Source organism: Haloferax gibbonsii, from assembly GCF_001190965.1.
Taxonomy (GTDB): Archaea; Halobacteriota; Halobacteria; order Halobacteriales; family Haloferacaceae; genus Haloferax; species Haloferax gibbonsii.
Map to the genome: position 1 here is coordinate 1,213,578 of NZ_CP011947.1, position 25,076 is coordinate 1,238,653.

At 68.8% G+C, this 25,076-nt stretch carries 31 protein-coding genes; 16 read left to right on the forward strand and 15 right to left on the reverse strand.

Annotated features, from left to right (window positions below):
* Positions 1–85 precede the first annotated feature (85 nt).
* The 4 genes from ABY42_RS06415 (at position 86) to ABY42_RS06425 (ending at position 2,914) form a co-directional block, all read left to right on the forward strand.
* Positions 86–1,489: a small ribosomal subunit Rsm22 family protein gene (locus ABY42_RS06415; RefSeq protein WP_004977229.1), complete on the forward strand. Its 1,404-nt coding sequence runs from the start codon at positions 86–88 to the stop codon at positions 1,487–1,489.
* A gap of 84 nt (positions 1,490–1,573) precedes the next feature.
* Positions 1,574–2,365, forward strand: a complete 792-nt coding sequence (gene surE, locus ABY42_RS06420) for a 5'/3'-nucleotidase SurE (protein ID WP_050458986.1) — start codon at positions 1,574–1,576, stop codon at positions 2,363–2,365.
* A gap of 55 nt (positions 2,366–2,420) precedes the next feature.
* Complete coding sequence (locus tag ABY42_RS20070) at positions 2,421–2,549, forward strand: hypothetical protein (protein ID WP_255564049.1); 129 nt, start codon at positions 2,421–2,423, stop codon at positions 2,547–2,549.
* A gap of 140 nt (positions 2,550–2,689) precedes the next feature.
* Positions 2,690–2,914 carry a hypothetical protein gene (locus tag ABY42_RS06425; RefSeq protein WP_050458987.1) on the forward strand — a complete coding sequence of 75 codons (225 nt, stop codon included), beginning with the start codon at positions 2,690–2,692 and terminating at the stop codon, positions 2,912–2,914.
* A gap of 4 nt (positions 2,915–2,918) precedes the next feature.
* On the opposite strand, the gene ABY42_RS19765 is transcribed toward ABY42_RS06425, so the two are convergent.
* On the reverse strand, positions 2,919–3,170 hold the full coding sequence (locus ABY42_RS19765) for a hypothetical protein (RefSeq protein WP_197092916.1): 252 nt from the start codon (positions 3,168–3,170) through the stop codon (positions 2,919–2,921).
* Between the two features lie 84 nt (positions 3,171–3,254).
* On the opposite strand from ABY42_RS19765, the gene ABY42_RS06435 reads away from it, so the two are divergent.
* Complete coding sequence (locus tag ABY42_RS06435) at positions 3,255–4,061, forward strand: aminoglycoside N(3)-acetyltransferase (RefSeq protein WP_050458988.1); 807 nt, start codon at positions 3,255–3,257, stop codon at positions 4,059–4,061.
* Between the two features lie 76 nt (positions 4,062–4,137).
* Here ABY42_RS06435 and ABY42_RS06440 read toward each other — a convergent pair whose 3' ends face one another.
* The 4 genes from ABY42_RS06440 to ABY42_RS06455 all read right to left on the reverse strand — a co-directional run bounded on the left by ABY42_RS06440 (position 4,138) and on the right by ABY42_RS06455 (position 6,760).
* The gene (locus ABY42_RS06440) at positions 4,138–4,563 is read right to left on the reverse strand and encodes an OsmC family protein (protein ID WP_004977224.1); all 426 of its coding nucleotides are present in this window, start codon (positions 4,561–4,563) and stop codon (positions 4,138–4,140) included.
* 112 nt (positions 4,564–4,675) lie between these two features.
* Complete coding sequence (locus ABY42_RS06445) at positions 4,676–5,317, reverse strand: LysE family translocator (protein WP_331458226.1); 642 nt, start codon at positions 5,315–5,317, stop codon at positions 4,676–4,678.
* A 130-nt stretch (positions 5,318–5,447) separates the two neighbouring features.
* On the reverse strand, positions 5,448–5,915 hold the full coding sequence (locus ABY42_RS06450; protein ID WP_050458990.1) for a GNAT family N-acetyltransferase: 468 nt from the start codon (positions 5,913–5,915) through the stop codon (positions 5,448–5,450).
* 65 nt (positions 5,916–5,980) lie between these two features.
* A complete protein-coding gene (locus ABY42_RS06455) occupies positions 5,981–6,760 on the reverse strand; it encodes a hypothetical protein (protein ID WP_050458991.1) in 780 nt (259 codons plus the stop codon).
* A 106-nt stretch (positions 6,761–6,866) separates the two neighbouring features.
* On the opposite strand from ABY42_RS06455, the gene ABY42_RS06460 reads away from it, so the two are divergent.
* Positions 6,867–7,253, forward strand: a complete 387-nt coding sequence (locus tag ABY42_RS06460) for a CopG family ribbon-helix-helix protein (RefSeq protein WP_004977218.1) — start codon at positions 6,867–6,869, stop codon at positions 7,251–7,253.
* A 159-nt stretch (positions 7,254–7,412) separates the two neighbouring features.
* A complete protein-coding gene (locus tag ABY42_RS06465) occupies positions 7,413–8,414 on the forward strand; it encodes an arsenic resistance protein (RefSeq protein ID WP_004977217.1) in 1,002 nt (333 codons plus the stop codon).
* A 132-nt stretch (positions 8,415–8,546) separates the two neighbouring features.
* On the opposite strand, the gene ABY42_RS06470 is transcribed toward ABY42_RS06465, so the two are convergent.
* Together ABY42_RS06470 and ABY42_RS06475 are read right to left on the reverse strand one after the other, a co-directional pair.
* The gene (locus ABY42_RS06470) at positions 8,547–8,855 is read right to left on the reverse strand and encodes a chorismate mutase (RefSeq protein WP_004977216.1); all 309 of its coding nucleotides are present in this window, start codon (positions 8,853–8,855) and stop codon (positions 8,547–8,549) included.
* Positions 8,852–9,721: a shikimate kinase gene (locus tag ABY42_RS06475; protein ID WP_050458992.1), complete on the reverse strand. Its 870-nt coding sequence runs from the start codon at positions 9,719–9,721 to the stop codon at positions 8,852–8,854. The genes ABY42_RS06470 and ABY42_RS06475 overlap by 4 nt, the downstream gene beginning before the upstream one ends.
* A gap of 157 nt (positions 9,722–9,878) precedes the next feature.
* Here ABY42_RS06475 and ABY42_RS06480 point away from each other — a divergent pair, with 157 nt between their 5' ends.
* Both ABY42_RS06480 and ABY42_RS06485 read left to right on the forward strand, forming a co-directional pair.
* Positions 9,879–10,307: a DUF5796 family protein gene (locus ABY42_RS06480; protein ID WP_004977214.1), complete on the forward strand. Its 429-nt coding sequence runs from the start codon at positions 9,879–9,881 to the stop codon at positions 10,305–10,307.
* Positions 10,307–10,543 (forward strand): DUF7508 domain-containing protein, encoded by a 237-nt coding sequence (locus ABY42_RS06485; RefSeq protein ID WP_004968096.1) that lies wholly within the window; start codon positions 10,307–10,309, stop codon positions 10,541–10,543. Before ABY42_RS06480 ends, ABY42_RS06485 begins: the two co-directional genes overlap by 1 nt.
* Before the next feature lie 25 nt (positions 10,544–10,568).
* Here the strand turns inward: ABY42_RS06485 and ABY42_RS20075 are convergent, their stop codons facing one another.
* The gene (locus ABY42_RS20075; protein ID WP_004977212.1) at positions 10,569–10,703 is read right to left on the reverse strand and encodes a DUF7128 family protein; all 135 of its coding nucleotides are present in this window, start codon (positions 10,701–10,703) and stop codon (positions 10,569–10,571) included.
* Between the two features lie 78 nt (positions 10,704–10,781).
* Here ABY42_RS20075 and ABY42_RS06495 point away from each other — a divergent pair, with 78 nt between their 5' ends.
* Positions 10,782–12,989 carry a CDC48 family AAA ATPase gene (locus tag ABY42_RS06495; RefSeq protein WP_050458993.1) on the forward strand — a complete coding sequence of 736 codons (2,208 nt, stop codon included), beginning with the start codon at positions 10,782–10,784 and terminating at the stop codon, positions 12,987–12,989.
* A 100-nt stretch (positions 12,990–13,089) separates the two neighbouring features.
* A complete protein-coding gene (locus tag ABY42_RS06500) occupies positions 13,090–13,407 on the forward strand; it encodes a hypothetical protein (protein WP_004977208.1) in 318 nt (105 codons plus the stop codon).
* An 81-nt stretch (positions 13,408–13,488) separates the two neighbouring features.
* Here ABY42_RS06500 and ABY42_RS06505 read toward each other — a convergent pair whose 3' ends face one another.
* A complete protein-coding gene (locus tag ABY42_RS06505) occupies positions 13,489–14,229 on the reverse strand; it encodes a class I SAM-dependent methyltransferase (protein WP_050458994.1) in 741 nt (246 codons plus the stop codon).
* Between the two features lie 78 nt (positions 14,230–14,307).
* The gene (locus ABY42_RS06510) at positions 14,308–14,928 is read right to left on the reverse strand and encodes a DUF7509 family protein (RefSeq protein ID WP_004977204.1); all 621 of its coding nucleotides are present in this window, start codon (positions 14,926–14,928) and stop codon (positions 14,308–14,310) included.
* Between the two features lie 98 nt (positions 14,929–15,026).
* On the opposite strand from ABY42_RS06510, the gene ABY42_RS06515 reads away from it, so the two are divergent.
* Positions 15,027–15,428, forward strand: coding sequence for an ArsR/SmtB family transcription factor (locus ABY42_RS06515; protein WP_004977202.1), 402 nt, complete (start codon positions 15,027–15,029; stop codon positions 15,426–15,428).
* 92 nt (positions 15,429–15,520) lie between these two features.
* Entirely contained in the window at positions 15,521–15,910 is a 390-nt protein-coding gene (locus tag ABY42_RS06520; protein WP_004977200.1) for a DUF7522 family protein, read from the forward strand.
* Positions 15,911–15,934: 24 nt separating this feature from the next.
* On the opposite strand, the gene ABY42_RS06525 is transcribed toward ABY42_RS06520, so the two are convergent.
* On the reverse strand, positions 15,935–18,775 hold the full coding sequence (locus ABY42_RS06525) for a DEAD/DEAH box helicase (RefSeq protein WP_050458995.1): 2,841 nt from the start codon (positions 18,773–18,775) through the stop codon (positions 15,935–15,937).
* A gap of 90 nt (positions 18,776–18,865) precedes the next feature.
* Between ABY42_RS06525 and ABY42_RS06530 the strand changes: the two genes are divergently transcribed.
* Both ABY42_RS06530 and ABY42_RS06535 read left to right on the forward strand, forming a co-directional pair.
* Complete coding sequence (locus ABY42_RS06530; protein WP_050458996.1) at positions 18,866–19,144, forward strand: hypothetical protein; 279 nt, start codon at positions 18,866–18,868, stop codon at positions 19,142–19,144.
* Positions 19,141–19,419, forward strand: a complete 279-nt coding sequence (locus ABY42_RS06535) for a hypothetical protein (RefSeq protein ID WP_050458997.1) — start codon at positions 19,141–19,143, stop codon at positions 19,417–19,419. The genes ABY42_RS06530 and ABY42_RS06535 overlap by 4 nt, the downstream gene beginning before the upstream one ends.
* 52 nt (positions 19,420–19,471) lie before the next feature.
* Here ABY42_RS06535 and ABY42_RS06540 read toward each other — a convergent pair whose 3' ends face one another.
* The 3 genes from ABY42_RS06540 to ABY42_RS06550 are packed head-to-tail and all read right to left on the reverse strand — an operon-like array spanning position 19,472 to position 23,455.
* Positions 19,472–20,254 carry a metallophosphoesterase gene (locus ABY42_RS06540; protein WP_050458998.1) on the reverse strand — a complete coding sequence of 261 codons (783 nt, stop codon included), beginning with the start codon at positions 20,252–20,254 and terminating at the stop codon, positions 19,472–19,474.
* Between the two features lie 4 nt (positions 20,255–20,258).
* A complete protein-coding gene (locus ABY42_RS06545) occupies positions 20,259–22,175 on the reverse strand; it encodes a rpa-associated protein (protein WP_050458999.1) in 1,917 nt (638 codons plus the stop codon).
* Positions 22,172–23,455 (reverse strand): Single-stranded DNA binding protein, encoded by a 1,284-nt coding sequence (locus ABY42_RS06550; RefSeq protein WP_050459000.1) that lies wholly within the window; start codon positions 23,453–23,455, stop codon positions 22,172–22,174. Before ABY42_RS06550 ends, ABY42_RS06545 begins: the two co-directional genes overlap by 4 nt.
* 100 nt (positions 23,456–23,555) lie before the next feature.
* Between ABY42_RS06550 and ABY42_RS06555 the strand changes: the two genes are divergently transcribed.
* A complete protein-coding gene (locus ABY42_RS06555) occupies positions 23,556–23,933 on the forward strand; it encodes a DUF7510 family protein (protein ID WP_004977185.1) in 378 nt (125 codons plus the stop codon).
* A 15-nt stretch (positions 23,934–23,948) separates the two neighbouring features.
* Here the strand turns inward: ABY42_RS06555 and ABY42_RS06560 are convergent, their stop codons facing one another.
* Positions 23,949–25,058 (reverse strand): glycosyltransferase family 4 protein, encoded by a 1,110-nt coding sequence (locus ABY42_RS06560; protein ID WP_050459001.1) that lies wholly within the window; start codon positions 25,056–25,058, stop codon positions 23,949–23,951.
* Positions 25,059–25,076: the final 18 nt, after the last annotated feature.

The window sequence follows — 25,076 nt, forward strand, 5'->3', positions numbered from 1 at the left end:
GTGAAGGGAGACACCGACGCCGACGCCCCGTCGCGGGCCCGATTCCCGCCGCGCGGGCGACGGCGACTCGCTCCACAGCCCACCGATGATAGACAGAGACGCCGTCCGCGACAACGCGAAGTACCTCAGAAACGTCCGCCCCATCGACCCCGACGAGATAGCCGACTACATCGAGGGCGCGCCGCACCCCGCCGTGGTGAAACAGACGCTCCGCGAGGAGGCCCACGACCTCGGCCTCTTCGAGCGCGACGACGGCACGTTCGTCCCCGCGAACGACGACCCCGCGCCGTTTCAGAACTGGTCGCCCGCGGCCTTCCCCGACGACTACTCCTTCGCCCTCGAAGACCTGCTCATCGGGCGCTACGGCGCGAACTGGCACGTCGACGACTCCGGCGACCGCCTCCGGGAGCGCGTCCGCCAACTCAAGGAGGACTACTACCGGGGTAACCCCGTCGAGTACGACGAGGACGCCGCGCTCGGCTACGGGATATACCACCTCCCGGACTACTACGCCGCCGTCGGCTACGTCCTCTCGGACCTCGCCGAACGGAGCCTGCTCCCCCGTAATCCCCGCGTGCTCGACGTGGGTGCCGGAACCGGCGGCCCCGCGCTCGGTCTGCACGACTACCTCCCCGACGACGCCGTCGTCGACTACCACGCGGTCGAACCGAGCGCCTCCGCCGACGTGCTCGACCGGATGCTCGGCGAGACGCGCCGGAACTTCCGGACGACCGTCCACCGCGAGACCGCCGAGGCGTTCGACCCCGACGGCGAGTACGATATCGTCCTCTTCGCCAGCGTCCTGAGCGAGCTCGACGACCCGGTCGCGGTCGTCGAGAAGTACCTCGACGCCCTCGCCGACGACGGCGCAATCGTCGCCATCGCGCCGGCGGACAGAAACACGAGCATCGGCCTCCGCGAGGTCGAACGCGAGGTCGCGCCCGCCGACGGCGACGTGACCGTGTACTCGCCGACGCTCCGCCTCTGGGACGGCTACGCGCCCTCTGACCGGGGCTGGTCGTTCGACGTGAAGCCGGACCTCGACGTGCCGGGGTTCCAGCGCCGCCTCGACGAGGGTCGCGACGGCGACGAGGACGAGGGAACCTTCGTCAACGTGGACGTGCAGTACTCCTACAGCGTCCTCCGGACCGACGGCGAGCGCCGCCTCGACGTTCGCGGGAACCCCGCGCGGTTCGCCAAGATGGCCGAGATGGAGCGCCACGTCACGAACCGCATCGACCTGCTGGCGGTCAAACTGAGCCACGACCTCTCGGAGGGCAACAACCAGGTGTTCAAAATCGGCGACGGCAGCGAGGCGGTCGACCACTACGCCGTCCGCACGCGCGAGACCGTGCTGAACGCCGACGTGGCCGACGCCGACTACGGCGACGTGCTCGTCTTCGAGAACGTCCTCGCGCTCTGGAACGACGACGAAGAGGCGTACAACCTCGTCGTCGACGACGAGACGCTCGTCGACCGCGTCGCCTGAGCGGGGCGCGTCGGCCGCCGCCGTTCCTCGGGACACGTTGCGTCCGACGGGTGGCTTTTTGCGCGCTCCGTCCCCAGTCGGACCATGAGCGAACCCAGCATCCTCCTCACCAACGACGACGGCATCGAGAGCGTCGGCTTCCGCGCGCTCTACGACGCCCTCTCGGAGTTCGCCGACGTGACGGCGGTCGCGCCCGCGACGGACCAGAGCGCGGTCGGCCGGAAGATGTCCACCGACGCGGTCGTCACCGAGCACGAACTCGGCTACGCGCTGGAGGGGACGCCCGCCGACTGCACGGTCGCCGGCTTAGAGGCGCTGTGTCCCGACGTGGACATGGTCGTCTCCGGCATCAACAAGGGAGCCAACATCGGCGCGTACGTCCTCGGCCGGTCGGGGACCGTCAGCGCCGCCGTCGAGGCCGCGTTCTTCGACGTGCCCGCCATCGCCCTCTCGCTGTACGTCCCCGCCGGCGGCGACCTGCCGTGGCACGAGAAGGCGACCGACCCGCGGGACTTCCGCGAGGCGACCCACGCCGCGTCGTACCTCGTCAAACACGCCGAGCCGGCTGGCGTCTTCGAGCAGTGCGACTACCTCAACGTCAACGCGCCCATGCGCGACCCCAGCGGCGACCCCGCGGACATGCAGGTGACCGTCCCCTCGGAGCTGTACGACATGACCGCGGAGTTCGAAAACGGGACCGTGAAGCTCCACGACCGCGTCTGGGAGCGGATGCGAACCGGCGACATCCCGGACCCCGACGGCACCGACCGCCGGGCCGTCGTCGAGGGCCGCGTGTCGGTCTCGCCGCTGACCGCGCCGCACACGACCCACCGCCACGAGGCGCTGGACGCGCTCGCCGAGACGTATCTGGAGTGAGCGCCCGAGGGCAACAAAACGTATGTCGGCGGGGTCTGAAACCCCGACGAGACCGATGACCCTGTTTCTCCAAGCCGCCGCCGAGTCGGGGAGCGTCACCGGCTTTCTCGCCACTATCGCGGTACTGTTTAGCATCCCGCTCGTCATCCTCCTCCTCGGGCGACTGTTCGAGCAGTTCTTCTGAGGTCCGCGACTGCGGAACACCTGCCGACCGGACGGGACGGTTCATGTGGCGGTTCACGAGACGATTCACGTCACTGCACCTCCCACGCGACTCGACTTTCCACCGTCGCCTTTTCAACCCATTAGTGTGAGGTAGTTAACATGAACCGCAACGAACTCAACGAGTATCTGAAACAGCGGCCGCTCTTGGGAGGTCTCTGGGTCGTCGCGGTGCTCGGTGCGGGTACGCTGCTGTGGCTGAAACTGCTCCGACCGGCGCAGTCGGTCGTCGACATCGTTTCGAACACCGGCTACCAGTTCGTCTTTCTCGTGATGGGCGGACTCTGTTACGTGGCCTTCGTCGGCTTCTCTCGGGCGGTGAACTGATTTCTCACTCCGACACCGCCCGGCGACTGTCCACCAGCAGTTTGTACGCGAGGCCGACGACGCCGGCGAACATCGCGAGCGCCCCGGCGAGTGAGGCGAGGATTCCGAGAGCGAACATCAGTCCGAACCCGTAGCCTGCGAGGGCGAAACTGCCGACGGTCAAAAACACCCAGCCGCCGAGGATGACTGCAAAGAGCGCGATGGCGTCGTCTTCGGTCGCGTAGCGGAGAGCGTCGCGGGCGGAGACGCGTGACATACCGAACGCGTCGCCGAGGTCGGAGTTGGACCTTTCGGTCGACCGACACCAAAGATTGAATCCCGGGCCGGCCGACGGACGCGTATGTCCGAAGCAGATGCGGTCGAGCGCGTGGACGAGCCGGGAACCGTCGAGTCGCTCGCCGCGGACCTCCGCGCGCTCGGCGTCGCGGCCGGCGACACCCTCCTCGTGCACTCGTCGCTCAGTTCGCTCGGCTGGGTCGCCGGCGGCCCGCAGGCGGTCGTGGACGCCCTCCAGACGGTGCTGACCGACGACGGGACGCTGGTCATGCCGACCCACACGGGCCAGTACACCGACCCGTCGGCGTGGGAGAACCCCCCGGTCCCCGACGGCTGGGTCGACGTCATCGGCGAGTCGATGCCGCCGTTCCGCCCCGACGTGACGCCCACCCGCGGGATGGGCGCGGTACCCGAGTGCTTCCGCAACTACCCCGGCGTCGTCCGCAGCGAGCACCCGACGGTCTCCTTCGCGGCGTGGGGCGCGGCCGCCGAGGAAATCGTCGGCGGCCACGAACTCGACGACGGCCTCGGCGACGGGTCGCCGCTGGCGCGGGTGTACGACCGCGGCGGCGACGCGCTCCTGCTCGGCGTCGGCCACGGGAACGACACCTCGCTCCACCTCGCCGAACACCGCGCGGACTTCGAGAAGACGCGGACGACGGAGCGCGCGCCGCTGCTCCGAGACGGCGAGCGCGTCGTCGTCGAGTACGAGGACATCGAGGTCGAGACCGACGACTTCGAGGAAGTCGGCGAGGCGTTCGAGACGGCCGTCGGCGCGACCGAGGGCTCGGTCGCGGCCGCGACGGCGACGCTCCTCGACCAGCCCGCGCTGGTCGACTTCGCCGAAGACTGGTTCGAGTCGAACCGCTGAAGTGGAGTGCTGCGGCCGACTCGGTCGGCTCGCGACGACGGACGCGATGCCGGATTCGACGCGCCCGCTCGCCCGCTCAGGCGAGCGTCGCGGTCAGCGTGATTTCCGGTCCGGCGAGCGCCTTCGACACCGGACAGCTCTCCTTCGCGCGCTGGGCGAGTTCGGCGAACGTCTCCTCGTCGATGTCGGGCACGTCGGCGTCGAGCGTCAGGTCGATTCGAGAGATTTCGAAGCCGCCGCCGTCGGCCGGGTCGAGGTGCACGTCGGCCGATGTGTGGAGGCTCGTCGGCGCGTAGCCCTCGCCTTCGAGGAACGCGGTCAACTGCATCGAGAAACAGCCGGAGTGGGCCGCGCCGATGAGTTCCTCGGGGTTCGACCCGAGTTCGTCCTCGAACCGCGTCGGGAACGTGAACGTTCCCTCGACGGTCCCGCTCTCCGTCGAGAACTCGCCGCTGCCGTCTTTGCCACCGGTCCAGGTCGTCTCCGCTTTGTGCGTGGGCATCTCACGCACGCCTACGGTCGCCAGCGATATGGAGGTGACGACGAGAAGCGGTTCGAAGAAGGTCGGCGGGACTCGGCGGGGCTCGGCCGGAGCCGGGAGTCGGGGCGGCGCGCTACAGGCCGCTCCAGAGCGCGGCGACCCCGAACCCGACGATGACGACGCCCGCGAGTTGGTTCACCCGCCGGAGGACCGCCGGGGTGACTCGCTCCCGGACGCGGTCGACGGCGGCGCTCAGGACGAACCACCAGAGCGCCGACCCGGCGAAGACGCCCGCGACGAGGACCGTCGCCGCCAGGTAGTCGCCCGAGACGCCGACGCCCAAGCCGGCGAAGATACCCACGAAGGCGAGTATCGTCACCGGGTTCGTCAGCGTCAGGAGGAACGTCGACCCGAAGTCGGCGACGAGCGTCCGGGGGTTCGAGTCGGGCGGTGCGACGGTCGACTGCTCGGTCGTCGGTGCCGACTCGACGGACGCCGGGTCGCCTCGAATCGACTGCAAGCCGATGTACAGGAGGATTACCCCGCCAGCGAGGGCGATTCCGTTACGGTGTCCGAGCAGGACCGACGAGAGCGCGGCGAGGCCGAACCCCGCGATGGCCCCGTAGACCGCGTCCGCGGACGCCGCTCCGAGTCCGCTGACGAAGCCCGAGAGACGACCCTTAGAAAGCGTTCGCTGGATGCACAGGACGCCGATTGGACCGACCGGCGCGGCTATCGAGACGCCGAGAACGAGTCCGCGGACGAAGATTCCGATTGTGGTCGTTAATAGACATCACCTCGTGGCCGCTTCGATGCGTCGCCGGGTGATAGCTCTATCGCCGGGGGTCGAACGCGGACCGATCCGGGGCGAATCGGATGCCGACCCACCGGCCGAGACCTGCCAATCAATCGAGTTTCTGCGCGAACTCCACCTGCTTTTCCTCGAAGCCGGCGTCCTCGTAGAACGACCGCGCGCCGCGGTTGTCCCACTCGCAGGAGACCTTGAGGTGGTCACAGCCCGACTCGCGGGCCCGCCGTCTCACCTCGTCGACGACCGCCGAACCGTACCCTCGCCCCCGGTGGCCGTCTTCGACGTACAGGTTCACCAGCCGCGTGTATTTCGAGTACTCCCGCGAGGGGTGCTCGCCGAGCCGCGTCGTCGCGAACCCGACGGCCTCGCCGTCGACCTCGACGAGGTACTCGGTCACGCCGTCGCTATCGAGGTGCGCCCGGAACGGGTCTTCCGGCACGTCGGTCGAGGATTCGTAGACGAGCCCGTTGAGGTCGGCGTACCGCTCCATCTCCGTCGCGAGGTCGTACCACAGCTCGACGAGTCGGGGAACGTCGTCCGCCGTCGCTTCTCTCAGTCGCATCGGTCTGTCGTCCGTGGGGATGCCCGCCGACGCAATCAACGTTGGTGCCGGCCGACGGAGGCCGATTAGAACACCCCTGTGATGAAGCCGAGACCCATCAGGACCAACACGGCCGCGGAGAACGCCGGGAGATACGGCGTGTACTTCTCCACCTCGTCTTCGTACTGCTGGTAGCCGGCGATCAGCAGCATCGTCAGCCCGACGATGCCGACGATGACGGTGACGGCGTAGGCGCTCATCAGTTCGAGGCAGTAGTTCGACCCGGCGCAGAGCGCGATAATCTCGAACTCCTCCTCGTGGGCGAACCCGAGGACGAACGCGAACCACGCGATGCCGAGGAGGCCGCGGTCCGCGGCTTCGTCGAGGTCGCCGTGTGAGTGAGAGTGGGAGTGCCCGCGGTCGTGCGAATGGCCCTCCTCGTGCGAGTGACTGCTCTCGTGTGAGTGGTCGTGGTCGTGAGTGTGCCCCTCTCCGTCGTCGTGCCCGTGAGTCCCGTGAGCGTGTCCGTGAGTGTACTCGCGGATGCCGAGCGCGATGAGTAAGACGCCGGCCACGAGGCTGACCTGTCCGCCGATTTGGACGCCGCCGAGTATCGTAATCGACTCGTTGACCTGCGTGAGGTCGAAGTACTCCTTCGCGTAGAAGAACACGCCCACCATCGCGATACTGCTGACGAGGTGGCCGACTCCGAGGATGAAACTCGCCGCGAACCCGTACACCCACTTGTTCGCTTGGTCGAGCGCGTACGAGGCCGCGACGGGCCAGCCGTGACCCGGTTCGACGCCGTGGATGGCTCCGAGAGCCACCGCGCCGACGACGAGCCCGAGCAGTTCGTTCGAGGCCATGTACTACCGTATTCGTGGAAAACGAGGGGTATAGGGGTTGTTAATACCGAATCTGGGGTGTCGTCATAACGGGAACTCTTGTAGCTGCGCACGTCAGTTCGAACCGATGCGGACGAGTTTCAACATCCCCGACGAACTGGTCGAGGAGTTCGACCGGGCGTGGCGCGACGAGGGCATCGAAAACCGGTCGCGGGCGGTTCGAGAGGCCATGCAGGAGTTCATCGAGTCCCACGCCCGACTCGAAGACGTGTCCGGCGAGGTCGTCGCGCTCGTCGGCTTCGACTACCGCCACCACGACGTGATTCGCGAGCTGCACGGGGCGCAACACGAGTTTCAGGACGTCATCCTCAACACGAGCCACACCCACCAAGGCGAGTGGTGTCTCGAATCGCTGTTCTGCCGCGGCCCCGCGGAGCGCGTCCGAGAGCTAACGTACCGACTCCGGGACTTCGACGCGGTCCGGCGGGTGAAGGTGATGGTCATCCGCGAGTGACGCGGCGTCAACGGCCGCGTCGCGCCGAGCTACCGACGCTGCCGCTGTTCGGCCCGTCAGGCCCTCACTTGGTGTGACAGATTCCGTCTACTTCGCCGCATCCTGTCTGGCACGGGGGAGCGACGGTGGTTTACCGGCGACTAACGAATCAGCCGGTAGATGAACTCGAAGCGGTGGCTCCAACGGCATCAAGTTGCCGTCTATGCAGCCTTCGTTCTCTCGGCCGTCGGAGTCGGCGTCTATCTTCCGAACTCGGCCCCGCTCTCCGAGTCGCTCATCGACCCGGTGCTGGCCGCCCTGCTCTACGTCACGTTCCTCGAAATTCCGTTCGTTCGGCTCCGTCGCGCGTTTCGGAACGGGCGATTTGTCGCGGCGGCACTGGGTATGAACTTCTTGGTCGTCCCCGTCGTCGTCTGGGGACTCACTCGGTTCCTCCCCCAGCGACCGGTCATCCTCGTGGGTGCGTTCATGGTGCTTCTGACGCCGTGTATCGACTACGTGATTACCTTCACCGAACTCGCAGACGGCGACGCCGAGCAGATCACAGCGACGACCCCGGCTCTGATGCTCGTCCAACTGTTGTTGCTCCCGCTGTACCTGTGGCTGTTCATGGGTTCGACGGTCGCAGCGGTCATCGAACCGGGGCCGTTCGTCGAGGCGTTCCTGGTACTCATCGCGCTCCCGTTGACGCTCGCGTGGCTTACCGAAGCGTGGGCGGAACGGTCGTCGAGGGGCGACGCGTGGCAGGAGGCGATGGGGTGGGTACCGGTACCGATGATGGGCGCGACGTTGTTCGTCGTCATCGCGTCGCAGCTCCCCCGGGTGCAGGGTTCGATCGAGGAGATTGCAGTCGTCATTCCGGTGTACGTCGCCTTCCTCGTCGTCATGCCGATACTCGGACGACTCGCGGCGGGAGTCTTGCAGATGGATGCCGGGGAGGGCAGGGCGCTCGTGTTCACGTCGGTCACCCGTAACTCGCTGGTCGTCCTGCCGCTTGCACTTGCGCTTCCGGCGGGTTACCGACTGGCACCTGCGGTCGTCGTGACCCAGACGCTCGTCGAACTGGTCGGGATGGTCACGCTCACGCGAGTCGTCCCGGCGTGGCTCGTCCCGGACTCGCCGAAGCGACTCTCACTTCCCGAACTGGTGACTCGCGAGTGAGGTCTATGGAAACCGTATCCTCGTGACTATGGGAACCGTGTCCTCGCGAAGACCGAGGAACAACAGAACAACGGCCCAAAGAAGAGTCAACTAACAGAACTCCGATGTGCGGTCTTGGAACCCCGAAATCGGCTACCGGTTCTGCCGCTGTTCGGCCTTGTTCATCTCGATGAGCAGCCGGAAAATCGCCTTCACGAGGTTCGAGTCGACCTCGAAGTGAGCCGCGTTCTGCCCGGCGCGCTCCATCACGCGCTCTTCTTGGGACTCGTCGGTCGTCGGCAGGTCCTTCTCGGCTTTGACCTGCGCGACGGTGTCGGCGACGTAGGTCCGGCGGGCGATGAGTTCGACGATGCCGCGGTCGATATCCTCTATCTCCTCGCGGAGTTCGTCGAGCGACATGTCCTGGAACGGTTCGGCTGCGGTGTCGGTGTCGTCTGTCATTGGATTCGTGCTCCGTCGGTTCGGGTGGTCGTCAGTCGGGTCTCTCCGTCGCGGGCGTCCCACAGTTCCTTGACGCGTTCGAGGTCGGCGCGGTCGCCGACGGCGACGACGCTCGGGCCGGTCCCGGACAGCGAGACGCCGTCGGCGATGGGCATCGCCTCGACGGCGGGGTCGGTCGGGAAGTCGAGGGCGGCCGAGAAGGCGAGGCCGTTGACGGTCATCGCCTCGGCGTAGCGCCCTTCGAGTGCGAGGTCGGAAACGAGGTCGGCCATCGGGGCGACGTTCTCGCAGCGGCTCACGTCCGCGTCGGCGCTGTAGGCGCGCTCGGGGGGCGTCCACACGAGCACGTCCCAGTCGACCTCGTCGCGGGCGATGAGTTCGTCGTCGGTGTTGTCGGTGACGACGACGCCGCCGACCATGGAGGCCGAGGCGTCGTCGAACGCGCCGGTCGCCGTGACGCCGACCTCGCGGGCGGCGCGGACGCCCATGCGGCAGGCGTCGAGCCGGGAGATGTCGGCGTCCGGGCCGGGACCGACCGAGCGACCGAGGGCGGAGAGCGTCGCCAGCACCGTCGCGTTGGCCGCGGCGCTGGAACTCTTGAGGCCGGCGGCCATCGGCAGGTCGCTTTCGGTCTCGACGGTGCCGCCCTCGCCGTCGCCGAACGCCTCGACCACAAGCTCGACGCAGCGCTCGATGAGCCGCGTGTCGGCGTCGGGGGCCTCCGCGATGCTGCCGCGGACCGCGCCGGAGTCGTCCAGTTCGACCGACGCGGTGGTCTCCGCGTCGATGGCGAACGCGGAGCCGGTCGCCGTCGCGAGGGCGTTCAAGACGGTGCCCGCCCCGAGGGCGGTGGCTCGGCCGTGCATACTTGCCGGAGGTCGGCACATCGTGTTATGTGTGGCGGTCCGTGCCGTTTTCGCCCGTAGGTTCGGGGACCGACGCGGCGGCGACGCGTTCGATTCCGACGCTAGCGGGTCGACCCGAGACGCGACGTTTTTGCCGTCCCCGCGGCAACGGTGAGCCATGAGCGCCCGCAGCGACATCGCCCCGAGCACACTCGGCGTCGAACTCCACGACTACGGCGTCGAAGTGGAGTACATCGACAACCGAACCACGGTCTACCGGGGCGTCCCCGAAGCGGTCACGGGCACGCTCGCCACCGCCCCCGGCAAGGAGGTCCACGTCCTCGTCACCGACCCCACCGAGACCGAGGGAGTCATGATGTACGTCAACGACCTCAAGAGCCACGACGACGTGCTCGAATCGAGCGGCGTCGGCCGCGTCATCCTCGGCGAGGGCGAAGAAGAAGAGCTGTTCCCCGGCGTCCTCGTCCGGCGTGTCCCCGGCCACCGATTCGAAATCGAGGCCGACCCCGAGGTCGCCCGCGGCCGCGTGTTCGTCTTCGTCGAGGACGACTGGGCCGAGCACTCCTACGAGTTCGTCGCCGAGTGATGCTCCGGAAGCGCTGGGAGCCGCTGGAAAAGCGGACCGTCGGAAAGGCTCCGGAAGCCTACGGCTACTACGAACTCGGCGACGCGGACGGCGACCTCGTCGGCCGCGGCGTGGGCGTCCTCCGCGACGAACTGAAGGAGGCGCTCGCCTACGGCGACGCCGAGCGCGTCCGCTGGGAGCGTGCGACCTCGCTGGACCACGCCGAGCGACTCGCGGACGAACACGACCCGGCGTAGCCGCCCTCGCACCCGCCGCGCGCCGCTACTGCAAGTACGACGGGCTGTCCGTGTCGCAGTTCTCCTCGTGGGCCTCGGCGTCGGGCTCCACGTCGAACAGCATCCCGCACTCTTCGCATCGGTACCACGTCGCACCGTCTTTCTCCGTCGTGGCAACCATGCGTATTGTTACCGCGCCGTCCCGGAAAACGGTTACTCCGGGCGAACCCTCAAGGGTCGAGCGGCCGAACCGGGGGGTATGTCAGAAGATGGGGTGACGCTCGTCGTCCGCGCCGCGGAGAAACGCGACGCGGGCCGCGGCATCGCCCGCCTCCCCGAGGCCGCCCGCCGTGAACTCGGCGTGCTCAGCGGCGAGACGGTCGTCATCGAGGGGTCCCGAGAGACGGTCGCGAAGATGTGGCCCGCCCGCCCCGGCGCGGCGGCGGGCGAGATGCTCGTCGACGCCGACACGCGGGCCAACGCCGGCGTGAAAATCGGCGACAGCGTCCGCGTCAGGAAGATAGCCGTCGAGGACGCGCGCTCGGTGACGCTCGCCGGACCCAGCGCCTTCGAGCGGACCAGCGTGGACCGCGAGACCATCGAGGAGGTCGTGAAGGCGGAGCTTCGGAACCGGCCGCTCCGCGAGGGCGACCGCGTCCGCGTCGAGCGACTCGGCGGGGCCGCCCTCGTCGTCAGCGAGACGAAGCCTGAGGGCGTGGTCCGCGTCACCGACGCGACGGCGGTCTCCGTGACGGCGACGAGTTCGAAGGGCGCGAGCGAGACCGTCCGCGACGCCGTCAAGAGCGTGACCGGCGGCGACGGCGGCGACGCCGGGAGCCGCGGCCGGGCGACAGGCGTCACCTACGAGGACATCGGCGGCCTCGACGACGAGCTCGACCTCGTCCGCGAGATGATAGAGCTCCCGCTGTCCGAACCCGAGGTGTTCGCCCATCTCGGCATCGAGCCGCCGAAGGGCGTCCTCTTACACGGCCCGCCGGGCACCGGGAAGACCCTCATCGCGAAGGCCGTCGCCAACGAGGTCGACGCGAGTTTCACCACGATTTCGGGCCCGGAGGTGCTCTCGAAGTACAAAGGCGAGTCCGAAGAGAAACTCCGCGAGGTGTTCCAGTCGGCCCGCGAGAACGCGCCGGCCATCATCTTCTTCGACGAAATCGACTCCATCGCGTCGAAGCGCGACGACGGCGGCGACCTCGAGAACCGCGTCGTCGGCCAACTGCTGTCGCTCATGGACGGACTCGACGCCCGCGGCGACGTGGTCGTCATCGGCGCGACCAACCGCGTCGACAGCCTCGACCCGGCGCTCCGCCGCGGCGGGCGCTTCGACCGCGAAATCGAAATCGGCGTCCCGAACGAGGCGGGCCGCCGCGAGATTCTCGACGTGCACACCCGGCGGATGCCCCTCGCCGAGGGCGTGGACATCGACCGACTGGCCTCCCGAACCCACGGCTTCGTCGGTGCCGACCTCGAATCGCTGGCCAAGGAGGCCGCGATGACCGCGCTCCGGCGCGTCCGCCGCGAGGGCGGGGGCGGAAGCGGGGACGGTGGCGGGAAGGTCGCCGTCGCGGACATGACCGTCACGCGCGCCGACTTCGAGTCGGCGATGGCGACGGTCGAACCCTCGGCGATGCGCGAGTACGTCGCCGAACAGCCGACCGAGGGCTTCGAGGGCGTCGGCGGCCTCGACGACGTGAAGCGGACGCTCGAACGGGCGGTGACGTGGCCGCTGACCTACGCGCCGCTGTTCGAGGCGGCCTCGACCGACCCGCCGACCGGCATACTCCTGCACGGTCCACCGGGGACGGGCAAGACGATGCTCGCCCGCGCCATCGCGGCCGAAAGCGGCGTCAACTTCATCCACGTCGCCGGCCCCGAACTGCTGGACCGCTACGTCGGCGAGTCCGAGAAGTCCGTCCGCGAGGTGTTCGACCGCGCCCGACAGGCCGCCCCGAGCATCGTCTTCTTCGACGAGATAGACGCCATCGCAACCGACCGCGACAGCGCCGGGTCGGACTCGGGCGTCACCGAGCGCGTCGTCTCCCAGCTCCTGACGGAGATGGACAACGCCGCCGACAACCCGAACCTCGTCGTCCTCGCGGCGACGAACCGCCGGGACGCGCTCGACCCCGCGCTCCTCCGCCCCGGTCGGCTGGAGACCCACGTCGAGGTCCCCGCCCCCGACATCGAGGCGCGCCGCGCCATCCTCGACGTGCACGTCCGCGACAAGCCGCTCGGCACCGACGTGGACCTCGGCGACGTGGCCGCCCACATGGACGGCTACACCGGGGCCGACGTGGCCGCGGTCTGCCGCGAGGCCGCGCTCCGGGCGATTCAGGACGTGGCCGACGCCTACGAGGGCACCGAGGCGAACGACCACGCCGACGAGGTGCGCATCACCCGCGCGCACTTCGACGCGGCGCTGGAATCGGTCTCGCCGACACGGGTCTGACGGGCGGCGACCGCGGGGGACGCCCGCGTCACTCCACCTGCGAGATTATCTCGTTTCGCCGCGTACTGTGTCCCATGTTCACTCGCAACAGAGGTGTGTCGTGAACGCGGCGTGGCGGCGGAAGGTCCGTCGGGAGTGGGACGCGCTCACCGGCGGCCCGCTCTCCGCGACGTGGTGGGTCACGAAAGCCGGCCTTCGAGTCGCGTTCGCCGAGGCGATATTCATGTTTCTCGTGTTATTGAACAACGACCCGAACGCGGTCTCGGCCGTCGCCGACGGCGAGGCGTCGGTGTTCTCGCTCGTCGCGGTCGTCCTCGGGTCGCCCGAGTACCTCGCCATCGCGGGCATCGTCTTCGCCGTCGCACTCTTGCTTCCGTTCCTCCCGCGGCGCAACGAGGCGACCAACCGCTGGGAGTAGGCCGTAGCGCGTGGGAAGGGACGGCCGGCGACGGCCTCGCCCCGAAGTGCCACCGCGAAGTGCCGCAGCGACCGCGCCGGCTCACGCCAGTCGCGCTCGGTAGTAACTCGATTCTGCGTTCGGGACGGTCACCTCGCGCACGTCGAGGCCCGCCTCGGTAGCGACCGCCCGGAGTCGGGCCGGCGAGACGAGAACGAAGTCGAGCGTCGGCCCGCGGAGGTCGCCGTACTCGACGCGGAACGACCGTCGGGCGACGCCTTCTCGCGGGTCCGACCGGTAGCCGAAAAAGCGCTCGGGGTCGATGCGCGTCGGGTCGTACGAGTCGACGACGACCTCGCCGGCGGACGAAACGAGGTCGGCAAACGACGCGAGGAGGTCGGCGAGTCGGTCCAGCGAGCCCGCGAGTCCGACCTGCGTCCCGTTGGCGAGGACCGTCTCGAAGCCTCCTGCCGGCAACCCCGCCCGACTCGCCTCGACCGGCGGGTCGAACATGTCGCCGACGACCGCCGCCTCGACGCCGCGCTCGCGGGCCGCGCGAACCGCGTTCGGGCTCACGTCGAAGGCGACGACGTCGCCGCGCCCCTGTACGGCGAGGGCGTGCTGGCCCGCCCCGCACCCCACGTCGAGGACGGGCGTCCGAAGCGAGTCGACGAACTCGCGCTTCGCGGCGGGCCACCGCTCCGACGGGACGAGATAGTTCTCGTAGACGTGCGCGTCGCCGACAGTACCGCGGGCGTCGTCGCCGGCGCGGTAGACGCACGGGGCGCGCAGACAGCCGCGAACCCGGTCCAACATCGCCAGTCCGAGGGCGTCGTCGGGCATGACGAGTCGTTCGTCGCCCTCGTGTAAACTATAGTTAATGTGCTGCTAGATAGCACTCACCATGAACCGGCGAGAGCGTCAGTCCAGCCGGTCCAAGTCGCCGTGTAGCTCGCGGTTCATCACGTCCGCGACGAACAGTCGGATGCGCTTGTGTAGCTCCGCTTCGGTGTCGTAGGTCTCGACGCGGAGGTCCCAGCGGGCGCGCGCCGCGCGAATCATCTCGCTCGTGACCGTCGCTTCGTGGACGAAGACGATTCTGTCGCCGTGCGTCTCGGAGAGCCGTTCGAGTATCGACCCCGCCTCCTCGCCGACGCCGAAGTTGTGGCCGAGAAACGGCAGCACGAACACGGTGGCGTTGCTCGCCTCGGCGAACGCGAGCGACTGCGTGGCGGCGTCCACCTCGTCGGTGCTGAGGTCCGCGTCGACGGCGAGAAAGGCGTTGACGCCCGGGTCCGCGCGGAGGCTCCCTTGCACCCGTCGGAGGAGCGCGAGCGCGTCGTCGACCTCGTCTCGCGCGGCGAACAGCTTTCGAATCGGTCCGGGGAGGTCCTCGATGTCGATGGCGGCGAGTTCCTCCTCCGAGAGGACGTAGTTGAGGTTGAACGACTTGTACGGACCCATCACGTAGACGAGAAACCGGTCGTAGGTCGTCCGCCCGAGCGCCGCCCGTATCTCGTCGCGCGAGATGGCGTCCGTCATGGACACACGTACCGCACGGTAGTATATAAAATTCGGATTTTTCAGCGAAGTTCGACTCAAGAACCGTTAAATCGATACGCTCCGTCTAGCGAACCGAGATGGCGACGAACGACCCGGTCGATTCGGACGGGCTGCCCGAGGACCCCGCCGAGTTGCTGCCGCCGACGAGCGTCCTCACGCTGGACGAGTACCTCGACATGCAGGCCGCACTCGGCGACCGGACGCGCTTCACCCTGCTGTACCGACTGGTCCACTTCGGCGAGCGAAGCCCGAAAGCGCTGGCCGAGGCGCTCGACGTGCAGGCGAACACGCTCCACTACCACCTCAACAAACTCGTCGACGCCGGGTTGGTCGAGAAGCGAAAACGGTCGCAGGCCGACGACGAGGGGCTGTTTTCGTACTACCGCGCCACGTCGCTCGGCTCCGACATCCTCGAACACGGCGTCGAGGAGCTCATCCGGCGCGAGCGCGACTACCGGGACGCCTACGCGTCGGAATAGCGGCGTCACGGACCGACCGGCGCGTCTCAGCTCCCACCCGCCCGCTGCCGAAGCCGCCGCCTATTTGGCGCTCGCTCGCGCAGGCTGAAGCGATGTCCAATCTCCTCCCCGAGGAAGCAAAAGAAAAGCTCGTCACCGTCTGCCGCACGGCCGTCGGCGACAGCCTCCGGTCGCTCACGTACTTCAGCCGCTTCGACTACGTGCAGGTGTACCTCCGCGAGGACCTCGAACAGGAGGCCGACCTGAACTCCTTTATCGGCAACGAGTGGCACGACTTCAAGATGACCCAGGACGCCTACCGCGGCTCCGAACTCGGCGACTACGAGTACACGATTCGCGTGTTCGAAAACGGCTACCTCGTCCGCATCACCGTCGAGGACTTCGGCGTCTTCGTCACGACCGACGGCATCTCGATGCAGGACTTCGAGGCGCTGGCGGCCGCGACGACCGAGATTCTCGACGAGTGGGCCATCGAGGAGTAAGCGGGCGAACCGGAATCCGCCCCGTCAGTCCCAGAACGACTGGGTTCGGGCGTACTCGCGCTCCCGTTCGAGGATGTCGCGGTAGAAGTCGTCTTCGTCCTCGCGGAGCTTGTTGATGATGCGCGCGGCGTTGTGCGGGCCGACCCCGCGGGCCGCGAGCGCGACGACCGCCCGCTTGCCGTGGGCCTGCACCAGACTCGCCGAGCGGTACGCCCGCTTCGTCAGCCGCTCCTGTTCGTCGTCTTTCTCCGGCGCGCGGACCGCTTTCACCGCCTCGTCGTCCCACGGATTGAGCGCGGCGACGCGGGTCGCGCCGCACTCGGGGCACTCCACGGGGTCGCGGACGCGCTTTACCTTCGTCTTTCGAGTCCAGTCCTTGCAGTGGAGACACGCCAACAGCACGCGGTCGTTCTGAATCCGGTCCCGAACCGTCTCGATGACGCTCGCGTCGGCGTTCTCGGGGACGAGCAGGTCGGTTCCCGACCCGCGGCCGCCGGTGCCGATGGCGGTGGGTTCGCGGGCGACGGCGAGTTCCACGTCGCCCTCGCGGACGCGCCGGAGCAGTTCGACCGTCTCCTCGACGGCGAGGTCGGTGTGGAACACCTCGCGGACGGCCTCGTCGTAGACGGGCGTGTCCTCCAGCGCGGCGAGGAGTCGGTCGCCGCCGAAGCGGCCCTTGCCCTGATAGCGCTTGAGCGCGCCGAACTTCGCGGCCACCTGCGCGAGCGTGAACTTCAGCGAGTCCGATCGCTTGAGCGCGAGTTCGAGCAGCGCCTCGACGTGGTCGGGGTCGGTCTCGCGGAGCACCTCGGCGAACGTCGTCGGGCGGACCTTCCCGGGCACGTCGAACTCGACGCGGTAGGGGTCGACCTCCATGCCGACCGAGGAGCCGGTCCGCTGGCCGATGAGCGCCGACAGGAGCCGACCGAGCGTCTCGTTCACCCGGTGGCCGTACGGCGAGTTCAGCGTCACCTTCCGGGGCGAGCCTTCGAGGACGAGCCTGTTCGCCGTCGGAATCGGTGCGTCGGCTTCGACCTGTCTCTCGATGGGGCCGAGCGCCGAGCGGACCGTGGCCTCGTCGGTCGGATAGCGCATGGCGATGTCGCGGGCGACGGCCTCGCGGTCGGCCCCGGACTCGAACTGCGGCGCGGCCACGTCGCGGAGTTCGCCCACCTCGCCGGCGACCGGCGCGGGCACCGGAATCTCCGAGCCGACCCACGACGGCACCTCGCCGCCGGGGTCCTCGATGGGCGAGACGTTCACTCGCGCCTCCTCCTCGTCCACGTCGTTGACGCGCCACATCTCGCCGCGCTGGATGAACGTCGCGCCCGGCGAGGCGAAGTTGAGGACGAACTTCTCGTCGAGCGTCCCTATCTGCCGGCGCGAGGAGATGTCGTGAACGTCGTAGGTCTCCTCGTCGGGAATCATCGAGAGGTTGGCGTAGAAGTACTGCCACGTGCCGCCGGACTTCTCGAGGAGGTCCTTGTCCTCGTCGAGCCAGAGGAGGCGGTTCCCCGAGAGTTCGCGGACGACGGCGCGGAAGTCGTCCTCGGCGAGGTCGCGGAAGGGGTACGCCCGCGTGATAATCTCGTAGGCGCGACGGGCCGACACGTCGCCGTAGTCCATGACGACGCCGACGATTTGGTTAGCGACGGTGTCGAGGCTCCCGTGGTGGACGCGGGCGGGTTCGACCTCGCCGGAGACGGCCCGCCGGGCGATGGCGAGCGCTTCGAGCGTGTCGTCGGGGTGGTCGGTGACGACGGTCCCGCGGGAGACGACGCCCAGGCGGTGCCCCGCGCGGCCGACGCGCTGGAGGAGCCGCGACACCTCGCGCGGGCTGTTGTACTGGACGACGTGGTCCACCCGACCCACGTCGATTCCGAGTTCCATCGACGACGTGCAGATGAGCGCGTCCAACTCGCCGGCCTTGAAGCGGTCTTCCACGTCGATTCGAACGTCCTTCGACAGCGAGCCGTGGTGGACCTCGATTGGGTCGCCGAGCGCCTTGAACCGCGAGCCGAGCGCCTCCGCGGTCTGTCTGGTGTTGACGAAGACGAGCACGGACTCGTGGTCGCGGACGAGGTCTCGAATCGTCCGGACGTGGCTCGCTATCTCGGGGTCGGTGGCGAGTTTGCCCGCCAGCGCCTCGTCCTCGTTCGTCACCTCGGGGCGGACGACTTCGAACTCGACGCGGTTGTCCACGTCGACCTCGATGACCTCGAACGGTCGGTCGCCGGTCAGGAACTTCCCGACCTCCTCGGGCGACCCGACCGTCGCCGAGAGCCCGATTCGCTGGAACGGCCCGGCCAACTCGCGGAGGCGCTCTAACCCGATTGTCAACTGCGCGCCGCGCTTGGCCGACGCGAGTTCGTGGACCTCGTCGACGACGACGTGGTGCACGTCCGACAGCGCCGTCCGCAACTTCTTCCCAGTGAGCATCGCCTGCAGCGTCTCGGGCGTCGTCACCAGCACGTCCGGCGGGTCGTTGGCCTGCTTCTGTCGCTGGTACTGCGTGGTGTCGCCGTGGCGAACGTCGATGTCGACGTCGAGCTGTTCGCCCCACCAGTCGAGCCGCTGGCGCATGTCGCGGTTCAGCGCCCGAAGCGGGGTGATGTAGAGCGCCGAGATACCGAATCGGTCCTCGGCGTCGGCGATGGCCGAAAACACCGGCAGCATCGCCGTCTCCGTCTTGCCGGTGCCCGTGGGCGCGATGATGAGGCCGTGTTTCCCGTCGGACAGCGGGGGAATCGCCCGGCGCTGCGGCTCGGTGGGCGTCGTGAATCCGCGCTCCGAGAGCGCGTTTCGAACGGGCGACGAGAGCGTCGCGAAGGCGTCCATTCCGGCGGCGGCCTCGCCGTCTGGCATCGCCCGAGGTTACGGTTCGAAGCGATTAAGCGCACCGCTCGGGGCGGTCCCGACCGGGAGATTCATGTCGCCCGTGAATCAATTTCGGGCGTGTCCCCGAAACGAGTCTACTGGTCCGCGTTCCTCGTCTTCGGTCTCTGTGCCGCCGTCGATATCGCGCTCGACGTTTCCGCGGGAGACGTGGGTATCAACACCGCCGCAGCGGCCGCGGGCGTCGTCGTGGTCGGCTACGCGTCGGTCGTCGCCCTCCGCGACCCCGACCGCGCTCGGGTCCCGTCGGACTGGGGCCCGCTCGTCTACCTCGTCGTCGTTGGCGCAGCGCTCTACGCGTTCGGCGTCGCCCTCCAACTGTACTCGGTGGTGATGTGACTCCCGAACGGTCGTTCTGGCTGTCGCAGGCCGGCTTCACCGGCGGCAATCTCCTTATCGTCCTCGGCAATCAGCGAGGCGACCTCGCGGCGTGGCAACTGGTCTTCGCCGCGGTGCTGGTACTCACGACCCTCTGGTTCGTCGGCTACGCCGTGCAAGAACGAGAGGAGGGCGTGCCGGAGTTCTTCCGCGAGTGGACCGGCTGGCAACGACTCGCCAACGTGACGGCCGTCTCCGTGTTCGTCCTCGGCACTCTCACGTTCGCCTTCGCGTAGGAGTCGAAAAAAGCGGGAAGTCGCGTTTGGCGACCGCGACGACTTCGGCCCCTCAGACGTTCCGATAGTCGCCCAACCGCGTGCCGTCGAGCAGGTAGGCTTCCCCGTCCGCGAGGCCGTCGGGCAGGAACGGCGAGAGAAATCCCTGACCGGGGACGTTGACCCACGTCCCGCCCGAGGTGTCGTTGAACGCCGGGAACACCACGAGTTCGGCGTCGGCCCGCGTCACCTCCGCGGGGTCGACCTCGTAGTGCTCCGCGAACACCTCGGGAGCGAGAGTGCCGCGGAGCCAGACGCGCTCTTTCCGCGCGCCGCCGACCTCGTCCTCCAGCCTGACCGCCGGGTGCTCGTGAGCCGAACAGACCACGTCGGCGGCGAGCACCTCCCGCGAGGGCCACGTGTGGCCGTGGCAGAATCCCACGTCGCCGAGGCGGACGCCCGCGGGGTCTGTCACCTCCACGTCGTCGCCGAAAAACGCCGCGAGGCCGCCGTCGTGGTTGCCGGGGACGACCGTCAGTTCGGCGCGGTCGGCCACGGCGTCCGCGAACTCGCGCAGTTCCTCGGCCTCGTCTCCCTTCGGGTCGCCGATGCGGTGGCCGAGGTCGCCGAGGACGACCAGTCGGTCGGCGTCGGTCCGGTCGAGAAGCGACAGCAGGCGCTCGCGGCGGACCGCGGCCTTCGACGGGAGTTCCACCCCGCGTTCGTACCGCAGGCCGGCCTCGATGCCGGCGTGGTAGTCGGCGACGACGAGCGAGCGCTCGGGGAACCCGCGTCTGCTCGTCCGCGCCACCGCGGCCGGGTGGCCGGGAATCGGTTCGACGAGCGGTCCGGGCACGGCCTCAGATGGCCTTCAGCACGCCGTCCTGCGGCTCGTAGCACCGACCGCCGAGGAGCGCCTCCTGAATGGCGTCTTCGACCGCGCCGGGGTCCGCGCCGTACTCGTCGACGACGGCCGCGACGACCTCGTCGTGGGACGCGCCGTCGCCGTCGTCGAGGTCGTCCATGGCGTCCACGACGACCGATTCGAGGTCGATGTCCTCGGCGGCTTCGTCGGCGTCGGCCTCGCTCTCGGCGTCGTCCGACCCGACGTCGAGCGTCGGCTCGGGTTCGGACTCCGGTTCGGCGTCGACCGCCGGTTCGGGTTCCGGGGCGGCGTCGGCCGCGGGTTCCGGCTCCGGTTCGTCGGCGACGGGTTCGGATTCGAGTTGCTCGGTGAGGTCGTCCGCGTCGGGCACGTCGATGTCCGCCTCGCCGGCGGGGTCGACGTCCGCGCCGGAGGTGAACTCCGTGCCGAACTCGGACTCGATTTCGGCCCGCTCGTCCTCGTCGAGTTCGTACATCCCGTCGGGGTCGACCGACTCGTCGGCGTCGGTGGTCGCGGAGTCGGTCGCCGCGTCGGTGGACGACTCGTCGGCCGCCGCGGCCGACGCGTCCGTCTCGGGTTCGGGGTCGTCGAAGCCGTCCTCGAAGTCGCCGAGCGTGCCGTCGTCGGAGCCGCCGAAGGTGTCGGCGTCGGCCGTCTCCGCGTCGGTGGCGTCGTCCTCGAAGTCGCCGAGCGCGCCGTCGTCCGAGCCGGCGTCGAAGTCGGGCTCCGAGTCGGCGTCGAGCGAGTCGGACGCGAGGTCGGGTTCCGCCGCGGGTTCCGGCTCTGCGTCAGATTCGGGTTCCGCGGCAGGTTCCGGCTCTGCGTCAGCTGTCGTCGACGGCGCGGTCTCCGGTTCTGACTCGGACGCCGGCTGGTTCTCGGTCGCGGTGGTCGCCTCGGCGGCGACGGGTTCCGAGTCGGGCGCGGGCTCCGACTCGGGTTCGGCGTCCGCGACGGAGTCGGTCTCTGGCTCTGCGACGGGCTCGGACTCGATGTCGGCGTCGGCCCCGGCGTCGAGCTCGGATTCCGCGTCGGCGTCAGCGACCGGCTCGGCGTCCGGGTCGGCGTCGAACTCGCCCGCGTCGGGCTCCGAGTCGTCGAGTTCGTCCCCGTCGTCCGCGTCCGCCTCGCCGACCTCGATATCGACGCTCGCGGCCGGTTCGAGGTCGAGTTCGGGGAGCGGGCCGAGGACGGCGTCCCCGCCGTCGCCGGGGGCGACGTCGAGGGGGTCGACTTGGTCGCGGTCGCCCGCGACGAGTTCGAGCGCCTGCACGGCGACTTCGCGCAGGGCTTCGAGGTAGGTTCGGGTCGTCCCGTAGTGGTCGATGGCGCGGGGGACGCCCTCCGCGAGCGTCGAGTCCACGCCGCGCGCTTCGAGCGCGCGAGTCAGGTCGTCGCCGCGGTGGGACATCGACAGCGCCTCGTCGAACACCGCGATACGGCGGAGCGTCGCCTCGGCGGCCGAGACGATCCAGCGGTCGCGCACGTCGGCGTCGACGGTGTTGACGCTCTCGGGGCGGACCGAGGAGTAAACCACGTCGGCGTCGTCCGGTTCGTACGTCCGGGCCTTGCCCGCGAGCGAGACGAACGCCGGGGGCGTCGCCGCGTCGAGGTAGGCCATCGGCTCCGGCTGGTACTGCCCGGCGTAGGTGACGAACGCGCCCGTCGGGTCCGCGATGCGCCCGCGGAGCACCTCGTCGTTGACGTGTTCGACCTCGGTGAGCACGCCCGCGACGAACGTCCGGTTGAGTCGCGCGCCGGTGGGCGTGACCACGTAGTTCGGCGCGCGCTCCTCGTCGCTCTCGGAGTACGAAAGCGAGGCGTCGTCGAACTCGGCGGCGAAGACGCGGTAGGCGATTTCCCGCGTGCCGACGACCGGCGAGGCGCTCATGCGCGCACCTCCGTGAGGAGGGCGGCCGCGCGTTCGGCCGGGTCGTCGTCGGTCTCCTCGAACTCGTCGGCTTCGAGGTTCGCGCCGTACTCGTCCACCGAGAGGTTCCCGCGGACGCGGTACTCGCGACCGACGAGCGTGTCGGCGATGTCGTCGGCGACGACCTCCTTGTCCATCGCCTCGCGGGCGGCCTCCATCGCGTCGGCCATCGTCCCGCCGTAGATCTCCTCTGTGAGGTCGCGGTCGAGGATGGCGGTCACCGTGCCGGTTCCGTCGTCGAGAATCGCCTTCACGCGCATGTCGTCCTCGCCGTCGACCTCGCCGTGCTGTCGGCACTGGCCGTTCTGGACGACGCGACTGCATTTGGGACAGCGCTCGATGAGTCCGGAGCCGTCGCGCACTTCGAGGACGTTGCCGAGCACTTCCACGTCGAACATCCCGCCGGCGTCGACGGCCTCGCCGATTTTCAGGCGCGGTGCGGAGTCCGTCACGGCGACGGGGTCGTCGAGGGCCTCGAGCGTCGTGAACTCCGAGAGATTCACCTGCGGCACGCCTCGGAACTCCCGGACGTACACGTCCGAGAGACGCAGGCTCGCGCCCTCTTTCACGTCGGGGCGGGGGGCCCAGTCGGTGAAGGGGAGCCGGCCGGTCTCGTCGGCGACGACGCCCGAGAGGATTGTCGTCTCGCCGTTGCGGCCGTCGATGGTGCGCGAGTCGACTTCGAGGACGCGGACCTCGACGGTTCGGCCGCGGTCGCCGGCCTGCAGGTCGATGAGGTCGGCCTCGCCGCCGATGCGGTCGTCGTAGGGCGTCTCGACCGTCTCGGACTCGACGCCGACCGTCGAGGACGCACCGATGTTCAGTTCGGGCTTCCCGTCCCACTCGCGGACGCCGGCGTTACCGATGACGACGGAGTCGCCCGGTTCGAAGCCGAAGTCCTGCCACGCGGTGTAGGAGATGACGCCGGACTCGTCGGCGAGTTCTCCCTCGCGGATGGTCTGTTCGTCGCCCTGATAGACGATAGAGCGGGTGCCCACGGTGAGCACGCGGACCGTCACGGAGACGTTGCCGCCGTCGGGGTCGATGTCGGCGATTCGCTTCGTCGAGGGCGCGCCGTCGCTGCCGCCGGAGCTTCCGCCGCCGTGCTTGCGGCGGACGCTCTGTTTCGCCTCGTCGAGCGGGACGCTGTACTGCAGGAGGTTCTGCAGGTCGGATTTGACCTCCTCTTTGTCGACACCGAGGGCGGAGGCAAGCTCCTCGGCGTGCTGGTCGAGTTCCATCGAGTCGGGATTCGCCCCCGTCGGATAAAAAGTGTTGCCGGGCGTGCGGGCGGCGACCGGCGGGCGAATCACTAAGTGCTCGCGTGTCAGTTGGAGTCGTATGTCGAACGACGAGACCCCGGACGCCGACGCCGACGACGAGGAGGTCTCCTTCTCCGTGACCATCGAGGACGGCTGGACGACCATCGTGATGGAGGGCGACAAGGACACCGCGGTCGTCGTCCGCTCGGCGTCCGGCGAGCGAATCTACCTCCCGCCGGAGGGATTCGACGCCGAGGCGGCCACCGACAGCGCGTACCAGTCGTCGGACAGCCCCTACCAGTCGGCGTACGACTCGCCGTACCAGTCGGTCCAGACCGACGACTCGCCGTATCAGTCCGCCCGCGGCACGATGCCGCGAGAAGGGATGGTGCCGACCCGCGGTGGCTACCGGATTCGCCACCCCGAGCCGGTGACCGACGTGCGACTCCTCCGCTGAACGGGGGTCGCCCGCTCAGTTCGCGTCCGCCTCGTCGGCGTCCGCGTCGCTGGCTTCGACTTCGTTTTCCGCCCCGGCCGAGACGTCGGTGTCCCCGTCGAGGATGCTGTGGTAGTACTCCACCGTCTCGTCGACGACGCGGTCCCACGTGTACGGTTCGTACTCCGGCTTCCCCTCCAGCGAGAGGCCGTACTCGATGCCGTCGGCGATAGAGCGCGAGTCGGGTTCGACCTCGATAACGCAGTCCTCGGGGAGGACCTCCGCCGCGCCGCTCTCGGTGGCGACGACGCGCGTGCCGGTCGAGAGCGCCTCGACGATGGTGATGCCGAACGGCTCGGACAGCGACGGCGAGACGAACAGGTCCGCCGAGGCGTAGTAGTCGCCGAGGGCCTCCTCGGGGACGTAGCCGGCCCACTTGATGCGGTCTTCGACGCCGAGCAGTTCGGCGAAGCGCTTGAGTTGGGCGGTGAGGTGCCCCGACCCGCCCATGACGAGCGTCACGTCGTCGCGGGCGAGTTTCTCCATCGCGTAGACGAGATGCGAGATGCCCTTCTGGTCGGTGTGCCGGCCGACGAAAAACAGCATCTTCCCGTCGATGCCGAGTTCCTCCTTGAGGTCGCGCCCCGTCGTCTCGCACTCCGAAAAGCCGTTGTAGATGACGTGGCAGTCGCCGCCGTACTCCCGTTTGACCTTGTCGGCGAGGAGTTCGCTCACCGCGAGCAGGTGGTCACAGCGCTCGGCGATTCGGCGCTCGGTCTCGACTTCCCGCTGCGGCGGGTCGATGTTGCGGTCGGACGAAAGCGAGTGGAACGTGGTCACCCACTCCACGTCCTCGTTGTTCGATTTCGCGCGCGACCCCGGCCCGTAGCCGAACCAGTCGTGGGTGTGGACGATGTCGGCGTCGGCGGCGCGCTCGGCGAACGTCGACCCCAGCCGTCCGATTCGGGTGATGATGTCTCCTTCGCCGGTCGGGACCCCGACGATTCCCTCGCGGTCCGGCGCGTACTCGGCGGGAAGCACGAGTTCGATGTCCACGTCCTCGCGGTCGTCGAGTCGCTCGAACATCTCGCCGACGTGCGTGTCGAGTCCGCCGCTGACGTTCGGCGGAAACCCCCACCCCAGCATCAGGACCTTGGCAGTCAT